Source organism: Marivita sp. (assembly GCF_020055675.1).
Taxonomy (GTDB): Bacteria; Pseudomonadota; Alphaproteobacteria; order Rhodobacterales; family Rhodobacteraceae; genus Marivita.
The window spans coordinates 1-12,887 of record NZ_JAIPUS010000046.1; the positions used below are offsets into that span (position 1 = coordinate 1).

General features: G+C 62.2%; 17 protein-coding genes and 1 tRNA gene. 6 read left to right on the forward strand and 12 right to left on the reverse strand.

The features are described from left to right. Positions 1 to 343: 343 nt before the first annotated feature. On the forward strand, positions 344 to 604 hold the full coding sequence (locus LCF59_RS16705; protein WP_292288757.1) for a type II toxin-antitoxin system ParD family antitoxin: 261 nt from the start codon (positions 344 to 346) through the stop codon (positions 602 to 604). Further along, on the forward strand, positions 601 to 900 hold the full coding sequence (locus LCF59_RS16710; protein ID WP_292288758.1) for a type II toxin-antitoxin system RelE/ParE family toxin: 300 nt from the start codon (positions 601 to 603) through the stop codon (positions 898 to 900). Before LCF59_RS16705 ends, LCF59_RS16710 begins: the two co-directional genes overlap by 4 nt. Before the next feature lie 62 nt (positions 901 to 962). On the opposite strand, the gene LCF59_RS16715 is transcribed toward LCF59_RS16710, so the two are convergent. Then, positions 963 to 1,316, reverse strand: a complete 354-nt coding sequence (locus LCF59_RS16715) for a single-stranded DNA-binding protein (protein ID WP_292288759.1) — start codon at positions 1,314 to 1,316, stop codon at positions 963 to 965. Positions 1,317 to 1,512: 196 nt separating this feature from the next. Between LCF59_RS16715 and LCF59_RS16720 the strand changes: the two genes are divergently transcribed. Both LCF59_RS16720 and LCF59_RS16725 read left to right on the forward strand, forming a co-directional pair. After that, positions 1,513 to 1,890, forward strand: coding sequence for a hypothetical protein (locus tag LCF59_RS16720; RefSeq protein ID WP_292288760.1), 378 nt, complete (start codon positions 1,513 to 1,515; stop codon positions 1,888 to 1,890). Next, a complete protein-coding gene (locus LCF59_RS16725) occupies positions 1,890 to 2,306 on the forward strand; it encodes a type II toxin-antitoxin system death-on-curing family toxin (RefSeq protein ID WP_292288761.1) in 417 nt (138 codons plus the stop codon). Before LCF59_RS16720 ends, LCF59_RS16725 begins: the two co-directional genes overlap by 1 nt. An 84-nt stretch (positions 2,307 to 2,390) precedes the next feature. Here LCF59_RS16725 and LCF59_RS16730 read toward each other — a convergent pair whose 3' ends face one another. From LCF59_RS16730 to ppk2, 11 genes are all read right to left on the reverse strand, one after another. Continuing rightward, on the reverse strand, positions 2,391 to 2,708 hold the full coding sequence (locus LCF59_RS16730; protein WP_292288773.1) for a hypothetical protein: 318 nt from the start codon (positions 2,706 to 2,708) through the stop codon (positions 2,391 to 2,393). 231 nt (positions 2,709 to 2,939) lie between these two features. Next, complete coding sequence (locus LCF59_RS16735; RefSeq protein ID WP_292288762.1) at positions 2,940 to 3,281, reverse strand: hypothetical protein; 342 nt, start codon at positions 3,279 to 3,281, stop codon at positions 2,940 to 2,942. Continuing rightward, positions 3,278 to 3,496: a hypothetical protein gene (locus LCF59_RS16740; protein ID WP_292288763.1), complete on the reverse strand. Its 219-nt coding sequence runs from the start codon at positions 3,494 to 3,496 to the stop codon at positions 3,278 to 3,280. Before LCF59_RS16740 ends, LCF59_RS16735 begins: the two co-directional genes overlap by 4 nt. Next, positions 3,493 to 3,702 (reverse strand): hypothetical protein, encoded by a 210-nt coding sequence (locus LCF59_RS16745; RefSeq protein ID WP_292288764.1) that lies wholly within the window; start codon positions 3,700 to 3,702, stop codon positions 3,493 to 3,495. The genes LCF59_RS16740 and LCF59_RS16745 overlap by 4 nt, the downstream gene beginning before the upstream one ends. Next, positions 3,699 to 4,001, reverse strand: coding sequence for a hypothetical protein (locus LCF59_RS16750; RefSeq protein WP_292288765.1), 303 nt, complete (start codon positions 3,999 to 4,001; stop codon positions 3,699 to 3,701). The genes LCF59_RS16745 and LCF59_RS16750 overlap by 4 nt, the downstream gene beginning before the upstream one ends. Before the next feature lie 2,067 nt (positions 4,002 to 6,068). After that, a tRNA-Ser gene (locus tag LCF59_RS16755) sits at positions 6,069 to 6,158 on the reverse strand. A 261-nt stretch (positions 6,159 to 6,419) separates the two neighbouring features. Next, positions 6,420 to 7,517: a redox-regulated ATPase YchF gene (gene ychF / locus LCF59_RS16760; RefSeq protein WP_292288766.1), complete on the reverse strand. Its 1,098-nt coding sequence runs from the start codon at positions 7,515 to 7,517 to the stop codon at positions 6,420 to 6,422. 36 nt (positions 7,518 to 7,553) lie between these two features. Beyond that, positions 7,554 to 8,936 (reverse strand): MATE family efflux transporter, encoded by a 1,383-nt coding sequence (locus LCF59_RS16765; protein WP_292288767.1) that lies wholly within the window; start codon positions 8,934 to 8,936, stop codon positions 7,554 to 7,556. 47 nt (positions 8,937 to 8,983) lie between these two features. Beyond that, a complete protein-coding gene (locus tag LCF59_RS16770; RefSeq protein WP_292288768.1) occupies positions 8,984 to 9,907 on the reverse strand; it encodes a hypothetical protein in 924 nt (307 codons plus the stop codon). Next, positions 9,886 to 10,527 carry a DUF1007 family protein gene (locus LCF59_RS16775; protein WP_292288769.1) on the reverse strand — a complete coding sequence of 214 codons (642 nt, stop codon included), beginning with the start codon at positions 10,525 to 10,527 and terminating at the stop codon, positions 9,886 to 9,888. Before LCF59_RS16775 ends, LCF59_RS16770 begins: the two co-directional genes overlap by 22 nt. A gap of 82 nt (positions 10,528 to 10,609) precedes the next feature. Beyond that, a complete protein-coding gene (ppk2, locus tag LCF59_RS16780) occupies positions 10,610 to 11,578 on the reverse strand; it encodes a polyphosphate kinase 2 (protein WP_292288770.1) in 969 nt (322 codons plus the stop codon). A 147-nt stretch (positions 11,579 to 11,725) separates the two neighbouring features. Between ppk2 and trpA the strand changes: the two genes are divergently transcribed. Together trpA and LCF59_RS16790 are read left to right on the forward strand one after the other, a co-directional pair. Beyond that, on the forward strand, positions 11,726 to 12,517 hold the full coding sequence (gene trpA / locus LCF59_RS16785; RefSeq protein WP_292288771.1) for a tryptophan synthase subunit alpha: 792 nt from the start codon (positions 11,726 to 11,728) through the stop codon (positions 12,515 to 12,517). After that, a complete protein-coding gene (locus tag LCF59_RS16790) occupies positions 12,510 to 12,785 on the forward strand; it encodes a hypothetical protein (protein ID WP_292288772.1) in 276 nt (91 codons plus the stop codon). Before trpA ends, LCF59_RS16790 begins: the two co-directional genes overlap by 8 nt. Positions 12,786 to 12,887 lie beyond the last annotated feature (102 nt).

The following is a 12,887-nucleotide window of genomic DNA, read 5'->3' on the forward strand; positions in this document are numbered from 1 at the left end:
GCACGATGGCGAAACGCTGCTCCTGGCTCAGCCGGTTCACTGGTTTGGCGCGGGATCGTGCCATGTGAAGTAATCACCCCTATTTCTTGCCACTCTCATACAGGCAGCTCCGTTATGACGCTTCGTCATAATTGTTGCAATACTATCATATTGCAACAACGGCCTGTATTCCGTTTGGCAGCCCTCAGGCTGCCTCTTCCGCCGGGGGCAGGATGCATCCCGGCGGGTCTTCAAGCGCCGGGGCGATCCCGGGCTTGGAGGGGCTCTGCTCAAGCTTCCAAGCTTGATCCGCGGCACGCTTAGCCGTATATTCAAAAGGAATATAGGCGAAGGAAGAACGATCATGGCGAGCACCTCGATGACCCTTGGCCCCCATTGGGAGGCATTCATCAAAAGCGAGGTTGAGGCGGGACGCTATGCTACCGCGTCAGAGGTTGTGCGCGCCGGGCTGCGGGAGCTTGAAGAGCGCCGGACCAAGCTCGAAACGCTCAGGGATCATCTTGCCACTGGGCACGCGGAGGCCCTGAGCGGCACCTATGTCGACGCCTCAGCGGATGACATCATTGCTCGGGCCAGAACGCGGGCGGCCGGCTCTGATCGATGACGGAGCGCTATCGGCTAACGCCAACCGCCCTGCGCGACCTCGACGCGATCGCGGATTACACGCTTGCCAATTGGGGTGCCGACCAGATGGACAGATACATCCGCGGCGTGATGGATCGCTGCGCGTGGCTGGCGGACCATCCGAACGCTGGCAGGCGTAGGCCAGATATCCACCCCGACTACCTGTGTTTTCGGGAGGGCAAACATCTGGTGTTCTATCTGTCTCAGCCGGCCGAGATCACCATTATCGGGATCGTGCACCAGTCCATGGATGTCGTCGCTTATTTCGAGGATTGAGCTGAGGCGTTGCGTTGCTGCAGACGTGCGTTTGACGGCGGGCCCGAAGGCCCGCCCTTGTATCAGTCTTCGATGACGGCCGCCTCAGCCCGGCGGCGCTCATCGTGGCTGAAGTCGTCGATCTGCTCGGCGGCGAGGGTGACGCCGTAGACGGTCGAGCCGTCCTGGGCCTCCCATTGGCTCTGGCGGATCGTGCCGCGGGCGTGGACGATATCGCCGGGGCGGATATTGGCCTTGGCCCAGGTGATGGTCGCCTCGTTGAAGAGCGTGACTTCGTTCCAGAAGGTGTTCTGCTGGAAGTCGCCGCGGTCGTCCTTGCGGCCGTATTCCGAGGCGAGGCTGATCCGAAGGGTCGGGCCAACCTCCTTGAGTTTGCCAACCCGGCCGATGATCTGGAATTCGCTGAAGCTCCGCATGATCTTATCTCCTGTTCATTGCGTGGTTCGATGACAAACGCCCGTGGCCGGGACGGGCTGCGATCAACCGCAAAATCGGAGGGTCCACAGCGTGGAAACCGGTTTTGTGGTTGAAGGGGGCACCGCGCCCGTTCGCCAAGCGCGGCCCGCGCCAAAGGTTGCGTTGTGAGACCCACGCGAACAGGAGAGCCAAGGCATGGGGTGCGAGCATAAGAAATTCCAGATCGACCCGGTGGCAGCTCACAGAAATGGCCTGGTCATCCCCACGGCGCTATCGGTGGTAGCCGCAATCGACCGTGGCTTGATTTCCCGTGATTACGAGCGTATATATGCCCTCAAAGAGGACGCCATCATGCCCAAAGCCCAATCCATGACCTTCACGCGAGAAGTCGCCAAGAGCGGCAACAGCGCCATGGTCCGCCTGCACAAAGATGAGCTCACCCATGTTGGTGTCGAGCCCGGTCAAGCCGTACGCGTGACGATCGAGGCGGTTGACGATGAGTATGCGGCCACGCGCGAAGCGGCCAAGAAGATGCGCGCCCGGTTTCGCCGAACCCTCGACCTGCTGGCCTGATGCGCGCTGTCATTTGGCCGGATCTGTCGGCCATCCTCGATGACTACGCCGAATATTTCAAAGAGATTGGACAGGAGCTCCAGATCGCGCGCCCAGAAGATCTGCAGGCGGGCTTCGATCGGGCGCGAACGGCTTTGGGCTATGACGAAAGCCTGGATCTCGCCAGCCTTGCCGCATTGCTCCTCGACGGCGTCGCCACGCGGCACGCTCTGGTCGATGGCAACAAACGTCTGGCCTTGATGTCTGCGCTGACATTCCTGGAGCGCAACGGGGCATTTTTTGACGCTGGTGAGTTCGCGCTTTTTCAAGCGGTTGAAGGGGTTGTTGTCGGTCGGATCACAGTCGAAGAGCTCGCCGCCTTTCTGCGTGCAAATATCGTTGACCCAACCGGGGCAACACACGGCAAGCTCAAATAAAAGCGGCCCGAACTGGGCAGAGCAGTCCGGGCCGAGGCAGCGATCGAGGTCCAGGCGGCGGCGCTCGATCTCAGGCAGACGGTGTCAGTGGGTGTGGCTGTCGATCCACCGGCTCATCAGCTGGCGATCCTGGAAGCATTCATCCGGCACATTGGTGCGTTTCATCGCGGCCAGGCGCTCGGCAAAAGCGACCTGCTTGGATGTTGGCCGGCGGGCGGCATCCGAATTGCGTGCGACGGCCTTCTGCTCATCGATCCAGCGCGACAAAGCCCGTCGATCCTGCTGCGCCTGCCAGGGCAGCACGGCGTTGGCCTGCAGAGCCAGTTGGCGCGCATAGAGGATTTGCTTCTGCGTCGGCGGAAGCGCCGTCGGGGCGTGATGAAGTTCAGCGGCATCAGACATAGGGGCAGCTCCTTTGTTGATGGACTCAGAGTGGAACAAAGGGGGATCAAAGTCAATCATGTTGTGAATTATTAGAAAATTAGCACAACATGTAGATTATCATCATTCATTTGGCGCCCATCGCGCAATCCGGCGCCTTGCGCCGTTCCGGTCGGCAAGCGGGAGCCTCCCGCGCGCCGACCGGAAAGTTTGAACGCCGCGCCGCCGGGGACTCCGGTGGCGCGGCTGTGCTCAGTGGGTCCAATCTTCCGTGCCATAGGGCGTCACGAAGAGCGTGCGGCCGAATAGGCGCACGGGCTGCGTGCTGCCATCGCTACGCGCGACATGCCCGCAATTGCCGTCATACTGGGGATGCTCCGGCCAGTCGGGCCGGGTGGTGAAGCCGGTGACATTGTAGCACCACGGCCCCGGAATCGCCGGGCCGGGTGCATAGGTGAAGCTTCCGGTATCCGGATCGAAGCTTTCCAGCGGCCGCACGAATTCCCGTGCAACCTGCCAGCCGTCCACGTCGCCCACCTGCCAGCCTGAGCCGTCATCGCGCCGCAGGTCTTGCGTGATCTGAACCTTGGTCATTGCGCGGCCCCCTCTGCCGTCTCGCCGATAAAGAATTCATCCGGCGCGCCATTGAGGCGCATGCCGGTCTGATCCGTCAGCCCGATGGCATCGCCGGTACGGGTGAAGAGGATCAGATATTGTCCGAGCCGGTCGCGGATGACGCGATAGCCCGGGTTGGCCCAGTGAACGCGGTGTCCCGCGTCCACGGCTGCCTTGATCTCTTGCAATGTCACTTGAGCGCCTCCTCGAGCATGGCGATGGCCACAAGGCAATCGTCAATGAACGGGCCTTCCTCGCCATCGAGGTCATTCAGCTCCAGCCGATTGAGGGCTGAATAAAGCGCGGCGCGGGCCTCCCGCGCGGCCTCGCGCAGGGTGACCATGTCGTCGAGCCGGGCGGTGGCGAAATCGTCACTGTGATAATCGGGCTGCAGGCTCATGCCTTTCCCTCCCGCTTCCAGCGCGGCGCGATGTCCTTCACCGCCACGTCAAACGGGGGCATCTGGTCAAAGCCGCCTGTCTTGCCCACCACCTGCACCTTGGCGCCTGCGTCCCCCACCTCGAGGATCTCCACGGCGAACACGCCACCCAAGCCAGACGGCACGACGATTTCTTTCAAGCTCGCGCGGGTCTTGCCGCAATAGACGCATGCCGAATAATGCCCGGCGATGATGTGTCCGCCGGTGGTGCGATCGCAATCGCAGGTCCAAAACTTCGGGGGCTGATATCTGTAAGCCATCTGTGGCCTCCTGTTTCTCTCGCGGGCGGGACCCCGTGCCCCTCTTTCCGCCTATGGGCTGCGCCGCGGCCAATCTGATCTGACCGGAAACGCATGTTTCCGGCGGAACAGAGTGGGTGAGGGCAAAGCCCGACCCACGGCCCGGGGGCGGACAGTCAAAGGATCGCAGACGGGGACATGGTGCGGCCCGCAGGCCAGCAGGCCGAGGACACGGGTTCCCGGCGAAGACGACGCGCCAGCGGCGCTTGTCTTTTGATTTTCCGAACCCGGGCTGTTGGGCGGCCCCAAATCAAACAGGATCGAGACTGCGCGGCGCTGAGCGGGCCAACGGCCCGTTGAAGCCCGGCGCAGACCATTGCAACATTTGCCCGCGCGCCTCTGCGGCGGGCGCCATGTTCTTATACCGCACGAGGGGGCGTCACCCGTATGGGCCGAGACGGCAGCACGCTGGCTCGGGTCCGGCTGGCCGGACTAGCACCTGGTCACGGCAGGGACGTGCCAGAAGGCATGTCGGCTCTGCGCAGAAATCGGAGTTTGCAAAGTCGCGATCCATGGGCGCGTTTCTCGACGTGCTCGGCGCACTCCTGCCATCGCCCGGGAGTAATGACGCCGCAGCGCAGCTTTCACTTTCCTACCGTTCGTGCATCTTGCAGTATTTTTCAACGACCGGATGACAGCAGTGCGGACCTTTCTCCAGTTGGCTGCATGTGCTCAGAAATCCTGTGCCTTAATGAAAGGGCCGAAATGGAGGGCGGCGTGCCGACCGAACATTTGCATCGTCAGCAGTCGATTGAAGGCGCTGGGGGCGAAGCTGGCACTTCCTCGCGCGCATGGGCATCAGAAACGTCATTAACAGTCGGGTGTTCGCTTGGTTACGATGATACCCAACCATGGCCGAGGGCGAAACGCACTCTGGCCCAAAAAATCCAGTCGTGCAGGCAGATCTTTCGCGGCCGGGAGCCCACAAGAACGAGGATGCCACGCGACATGTGACCTCTCGGCACCGCTCGAAAGATAAATGGGAACAAGATGCCGCCGCCGCCGTTCTGTCTTTGTAAACCGCTGGGGCCGACACATTCCGCTGCACCCTGGCAGGTCAGGAAGCCGAAAGAAAAGGAACGCACATGTTCATGAAGTCCAAGAGCATCGTAATCGGAGGCCGCACATGAATCAGATTATATGGATTGTTGGACTTGTCGTAATCGTCCTGTTCATCCTTGGATTTCTCGGACTGCGCTGAGCGCGGCGCGCACGGCGTTCCGCCGCGTGTATATAAGTCCGGACTTATCCCGGTCGAATGAGACGGGTAAACGCCGATGTGAGCCTCGGCACCCACCACTTCCCTCACGACCATCACCAAAGCTGTCCTCCCCCCGAACAATCTGGGCCACCAAATCGAGGTCCTGCGAGGAGGCCTTACGAAACTTGCTGCCACGGTGTTGGACAACCCGTCCTAAGGCATCGAGGCTCAGGACCGGGCAGATCGGCCGCGATGCGAAAGTATCGGCCACAAGCTCTTTGCTCGGGCTTGTCGCACGGAGGGGGCAGCCCGCGAGGGCTGTGCAGTTTCGCGTTCGTCTCGCCGCATGGGTCGGCAACGGCGAGGCGCGGAGCGATGTTGGATGTCGTTCAGCCGTCGTGCAGGAACGACGTCTTGAGCATTTCAACCATGCCGGTCCATGTTCTCCGTCACGACAGATCCGCATACGCTTCGCCCGCGCAGCGAGCGACCGGTTCCACCCTTTCTGGTGCAGGATAGAGTAAGACTTGGTCGCACGGGTGAACGTCCGCTTCTGATATGATGCTACACCTGCCACGCCGCGCAGCAGCGAACTTCCGGAATCCGCCCGATCTACAGGCGGTGCCATCCGATGCCGGTGCAGGACCAATGACCACTTCGGACTGTCCGCAACCGGTCATGTCGGCGCCGACGCTTGGCAAGGGGGCACGTCCAGGCGGCTGGTGGTGGCTGTCAGGGAGGCCAGGCGATCAACATACCACGTTCCGTGCGGTCTCGGCCCGGCCCGAAGGAAAGGTGAAGGATATCAGCCACTTGCCGGATAATGATGGCGGAGACGAAGGGATTCGAACCCTCGAGACCCTTCCGGGCCTACTCCCTTAGCAGGGGAGCGCCTTCGACCACTCGGCCACGTCTCCGCTGACCCGTTTAAGGGTGCTGTGCGCGGGTCACAAGCCCAAATTGCCGTCTTTGCGCGGGAAAACGGCGGGTTTTCCGGCTTGCGTTGTTTTTTCCGCGGAACGGGTCCGTGACCCGTGTCCGGGGCGGCGCCCACGCGGTTCCAGACACGCAGGTGTCCGCGCGTGATGATGTCTTGTGGAATGCGTGCCCCGTGGCGAAAGCGGGCAGCTGCACAGGCTTTTGCACTGACGGCCGCCGTCGACACACGGGTGCGATGCCTAGGTGTTGAACAGGAAATGCAGCACGTCGCCGTCCTTGACGACATATCCCTTGCCTTCGGCGCGCATCTTGCCGGCATCTTTCGCCGGGTTTTCCCCGCCCAGGGTCACGTAATCGTCATAGGCAATGGTTTCCGCGCGGATAAAGCCTTTTTCGAAATCGCCGTGGATCACGCCTGCCGCCTGCGGGGCGAAGGTGCCTGCCGGAACGGTCCAGGCGCGCGCCTCCTTGGGGCCGACAGTGAAATAGGTTTCCAGGTGCAAAAGCTCGTAGCCCGCGCGGATCACGCGGTCGAGACCCGGTTCTGCAAGACCCATTTCGGACAGGAATTCCGCCGCTTCCTCGGCGTCGAGCTGGCTGATCTCTTCCTCGATCCGGGCCGAAACCACCACGTGCCGATTGCCCTGCGCTGCGGCCATCTCGCCGACGGCGTCGGACAGGGCGTTGCCTTCGGCGGCGTCTGCTTCGGCGACGTTGCACACGTAGAGAACCGGCTTGGTGCTCAGCAGTTGCAGCATCTCCCAGGCTTTCTGGTCCTCGGCATCCACCTCGACCATGCGGGCGGGCTTGCCGTCTTCCAGCATGGCCATTGCCGCGGTCATCAAGCGTTCCTGCTGGACCGCCTCCTTGTCGCCGCCGCGCACCTTGCGGGTGATATTCTGCAGGCGCTTCTCTATGCTCTCGATATCGGCGAGCATCAATTCGGTCTCGATGGTTTCGGCGTCGGCGACCGGGTCGATGCGGCCATCGACATGCACCACGTCATCATCCTCGAAACAGCGCAGCACATGGGCGATTGCGTCCACCTCCCGGATATTGGCAAGGAACTGGTTGCCAAGCCCCTCGCCCTTGGACGCGCCTTTGACGAGGCCCGCGATGTCGACGAAGGTGATGCGGGTCGGGATGATGTTTGCCGATTTGGCGATCGCGGCCAGCTTGTCCAACCGGTCATCCGGCACCGCGACATCGCCGACATTCGGCTCGATCGTGCAGAATGGAAAGTTCGCCGCCTGCGCCGCCGCTGTTCTGGTCAGCGCGTTGAACAGGGTCGACTTGCCGACATTCGGCAAACCGACGATTCCTACCCTGAAGCCCATCCCGGTCTCTCCTGTTTCTGCAATTTCGCGCCGCTTCTATGCGCTCGTCGCAGGGGCTGCAAGGCGGCTCAAACCGGGGATCATGCGGAACCAGAACCGGTGATTCAAAAGAACCGCCGCCACGGCAAGCCCCAGCACGAGCCCCATCCAGACACCCGGCCCGCCCCATCCCGCGACGAATCCGAGAAGATAGGCCGCCGGAAGACCGACGCCGAAATAGGATATGGCCGCGATCACCATCGGCACGCGCGCATCCTGAATGCCCCGCAGCAGACCCAGCGCCACGACCTGCGCGCCATCGACAAGCTGGAACAAGGCGGCCAGCGCCATCAGGATCACACCGGCGGCGATGATATCGGCGCGGGCGGGATCATCAGGGTCCAGAAAGGCCGAGATCAAAAGCTCGGGCGCCCCGACAAAGAGGAAGATCGTCAGCACGGCCACCGACGCCGAGAGCCCCATGGCCACGGTTCCGCCGCGTGCGAGATGCGACCAGTCGGATCGGCCAAAGGCATTGCCCGCGCGCACCGTGGCGGCGTTGGACAGGCCCAGATGCAGCATGAAGGTCATGGACGACACCTGCAATGCGATGCCATGCGCGGCCAGCGGGATCGTTCCCAGCCATCCCATCATGATGGCCGAGGCGGCAAAGAGACCCACTTCCGACAGCGTGGTCAGGCCGATGGGCCAGCCCAGGCGGAACACCTGAACGAACATGTCGGGGTCGGATTTCCACATGCGCTTGAAGAGGCTGTGTTCAGGCACGAAGATCAGGATGTAGCCAAGCACGACCAGCATCGAGAAAACATGGGTGCTCAGTGATGCGATGCCCGCGCCCAGAAGGCCGAGCTCGGGCGCGCCGAGATTGCCGAAGATCAGGCTGTAATTGGCCATCGCGTTGAAGGGCACCGCGACCAGGGTGACCCAGAAGACCACCTGGGTCCTTTCCAGCGCCGCAAGGTAGCTCTTGAGTGTCATCGTCACCAGCGCCGGCAAAAGGCCGAAAGCCAGCACCCGCAGGTAGACCTGTGCATCGGCGGCCAGCCCCGGCATCTGGCCCAGGGCGCGCAGAACCGGGTCGGACCACCACAGGAGCGGAAAGACCAGCGCCGAAAACAGCGCCGACAGCCACAACCCCATGCGCGTGGCACGCCGCACCGATTGGTCGTCGTCTTCGGCCTGGTACTTTGCCACCATTGGCATGACCGCCCAGGCAAAGCCCGATCCGGCGAGAAACAAAGTCATGAACAGCGTCGTGGCCAGCGTGACCGTGGCCAGCGGTTCGGCCCCGTACCAGCCCACCATGATCGTGTCGGTCAGCCCGATCGCCATCTGCGCCATATGGCCCCCGACCAGCGGCAGGCCAAGCACAAGGAGCGACCGGATATGTGCAGGATATGATATCTGTGCAGGGAACATGGACCGTGCGTTAAACTTGCCCCATGCAGGCGGCAAGCCTTTTCCGCTCAGATCGCGCGGATCAGGAATTGTGCCGCCAGCAGCGCGATAATGATCCCGGCCCCGGTTTCGATCACCCCGGCAATGCGCGCGGTCTGCTGGTCGCCCGCGAACCGGGCCAGCGTGCCTTCGCGCACCGTGACCGACGCGATGGCCGAAGCCAGCGTCACGCTGGCGGTGCCCAGCGCCATGGCAAACGTTCCCAGGATACCCGCCAGGTCGATATTCATGCGGATCGCGAGGATCAAAAGAAACAAGGCGCCCGTACAGGGCCGGATGGCGATCGCCCCGATCAGGACCAGAGCCTCTCGGATGGACGAGACCTGGCTGGCCTGCCCCGGCGTTGGCCCATGCGCATGCCCGCAGGACGCGCAGGTTCCGTCGTCGCTGGCGTGATGGTGGCGGTGATCTTGATCCGGTGCACCTGTCCCGGCCCGGAGGCCGCGCCAAAGGCGCCGCGCGCCGCGCAGGGCAAGCCATATGCCGATGGCCCCGATTGCGGCATAGCTGATCGGGGCAAACCAGGTCTCGGCAGAGTCCACCATCGCCCTGCGCCCAAGGCCCAGGAGCCAGACGCCGACATAGACCATGACAATTGCAGAGACCGCCTGCGCAAGGCTCGACAGCACGGCGAGCACCGACAGACGGGTGACAGCGACGCGGTTGGCCAAGCCGTAGCCGCCGATCAACAGCTTGCCATGCCCGGGCCCCACCGCGTGAAAGAACCCGTAGCCAAAGCACACCGCCATCAGCGTCAGGATCGCGCCCGGTTCATTGCTCCGCAATGCCCGCAGGGCCTGCGCCATGCCGCTTTGGGCAACACGCTGTCCCTCGGCGGCCCAGCGTTCCAGCACCCGCGCGCCATCAAAGCCCCAAAGCCAGATCGCCAGGGCGACAACGGCCAGCGCGCCTAGTTGGAGGGCGGTGCGCATGACAGGGTGATCGTGTCGGAAAAGTGAACGCCGACAAGCATTTCATTGAAGATGTCTTCCATCGATCCGCCGTCCAGTTCCTTGTCAACCGCCGCTTGTGCCGCCGCCTGGTCGGGGTCGGTCACGGTGGCATCGCAGCCCGGCGCGGTCGTGGTCACGCCTTGCGACACATCATAAGCGACATAGTAAGTCGGATCGTATTGCTGGATTTTGGCACCCTCGATCGGCACGTTCGGGATGTCCCGGGAATGCGTGGCGGTGATGAGCCCGTCTTCGACTGCGATGCCAACCGGCCGCGGCCGGGGCATTTCGATCTTCTCGCCGTTGGAGGTGACATAGAGATCCCCTTCGAAGCCGGGCGGCCATTCGACAAGGTCGAAACCGAACAGCTCGTCCAGTTCGGCATCGGTCAGCTGTCCGTCGCCATCGGGATCGAGCCCCATGTCCTCCAGGATCAGAAGCGTGAAAAAATCGTCGTAGGTCCAGGTGACAGTCACGCCGGTGATTTCCGACTGGTCATTTATGTCGAAACGCAGGGCGGTTTCGACAAACACATGCGGATGCGATCCTGCGGGCGCAGCCATCAAAACAAGAGCAAGGACGCCAAGACAGTGTTTCATACCCATCCGGGTTAGAACCCCGCGGCACGAGACGCAAGACGCCATGTTCTTGAGTGGCAGTGTTTTGCCTAGGGTCCGGCCCCTAGCGCGCCTTGCGGGCCTCGGGGTGCAAACTCTTGCCCAGGATGTGATCCGACCGCTGCATCACCTGGCCCGCGCCGCCCACGATCAGCGGATCGGGTGGTGTGGCGACGTCGAAATCCTTGCCGGGGTAATCCAGCGTCGACAGGAAATGCTTCATGCAATTCAGGCGCGCGCGCTTCTTGTCGTCGGATTTGATAATGGTCCAGGGCGCATCGGCGGTGTCGGTATAAAAGAACATGGCTTCCTTCGCCTCGGTGTAGTCGTCCCATTTATCAAGGCTCGCCTTGTCGATGGGCGACAGCTTCCACTGCTTGAGAGGGTCGGTTTCGCGGCTGGCGAAACGGCGCTTTTGTTCCTCCTGCGTGACAGAGAACCAGTACTTGTAAAGCCGGATGCCCGACCGCGAGAGCATCCGCTCGAATTCGGGGGTCTGGCGCATGAATTCCAGGTATTCGGTCGGTTTGCAAAACCCCATGACCCGCTCTACCCCGGCACGGTTGTACCAGGACCGATCGTACAGCACGATTTCGCCCTCGGTCGGCAGGTGTTCGATATAGCGCTGGTAGTACCATTGGCCGCGCTCCAGGTCGGTCGGCTTGTTCAAGGCCACCACCCGCGCGGTCCTGGGGTTGAGATGTTCGGTGAACCGCTTGATCGTGCCGCCCTTGCCGGCGGCGTCGCGCCCTTCGAACAGCATCACGAACCTCTCGCCGGTATCCTGTGCCCAAAGCTGGACCTTCAGAAGCTCGGCCTGAAGCGCCGCTTTCTCCGCCTCGTATTCCTGGCGCGAAAGTTTTTGGTCATAGGGGTATGTGCCTGTCTCGAAGGCCAGCCGCACCTGATCCGCAGTTGCCGCGTGACCCTTCTCGGAGGCGACCCATGTGGAGGTGCCGTTCGGATTTGACGCGGTCTTTGCCGATGTGGCGGTTTCTGCGGTGTCTGCGGTGTCTGCGGTGACTGACGACATGCGGTGCTCCCGGACGAAATAAAATCAAGTGGAGTTTACCGCCCGCGGGAAAAGTTCTCTTTGACACGAATCAAAAACAGGTCGCCCTGCCCATTGATTTTCCCGGACAACTGCGGCAATCGGTGTCGGTCACGCAAGGAGCCCGTCATGACCCGTATCGACGCAAAATTCACCGAACTGCGCAGCGCGGGCAAAAAAGCCTTTGTCGCCTATGTCATGGCCGGTGATCCGGATTTCGACACGTCGCTCGAACTGGTCAGGGGCCTGCCGGATGCGGGGGTTGACGTGATCGAACTTGGTTTGCCGTTCACCGATCCGATGGCCGATGGCAACGCGATCCAGCTGGCCGGTCAGCGCGCGCTCGAGGGCGGGATGACCCTGGACCGCACGCTGGACCTGGCGCGGCAATTTCGCGCCGGTGACGACAGCACCCCCATCGTGATGATGGGGTATTACAACCCGATCTATTCGCGCGGCGTGGAGCGTTTTCTCGAACAGGCGAAGGAGGCCGGGATCGATGGGCTGATCATCGTCGACCTGCCCCCCGAGGAAGACGATGAACTGTGCATCCCGGCGCAAGCCGCCGGGCTCAACTTCATTCGGCTCGCCACGCCGACCACCGACAAGAAGCGTCTTCCCAAGGTTCTCGAAAACACCTCCGGTTTTGTCTACTACGTGTCGATCACCGGGATCACCGGGGCCGCCGAAGCCCAGGCCGCCGATGTCGGCCCCGAAGTCGCGCGCATCAAGTCGCAGACCGACCTGCCGGTGATCGTTGGCTTCGGCATAAAGACGCCACAAAGCTCCGAAGCGATTGCAGGTGTCGCGGACGGCTGTGTTGTCGGCTCTGCCATTGTCAGCGAATTGGCCAGCGGCAAACCGGTCTCCGACGTGCTGGCCTTCGTGAAATCTCTGTCCGACGGGGCGCATCGTGCCTGACAGCGATCCGGCGGCGGCCTTGTTGGCGGCGTTCGATACCAACACGCAGGTTGCCCCCCTGAGCGATGTCGACCCCGCGTTGACGCTGGACGATGGCTACCGCATTGCCGGCGAAATACGGACGCTTCGCACCCGGCGCGGAGAGGATGTCGTTGGCCGCAAGATCGGGTTCACCAACCGCACCCTCTGGCCGATCTACAACGTCGATGCCCCGGTCTGGGGCTGGATGTACCAGTCCGGTGTGCCTTGCAGTTACCCACAAGTCTGATGCGGTGAATTGATTCACCCATCAGTCTTGGTCTTGTCCGAGAGGAATCGATCATGATTCGTCATGTGGCACCAAATGATTGAGGTGCGGACATGGGACAGA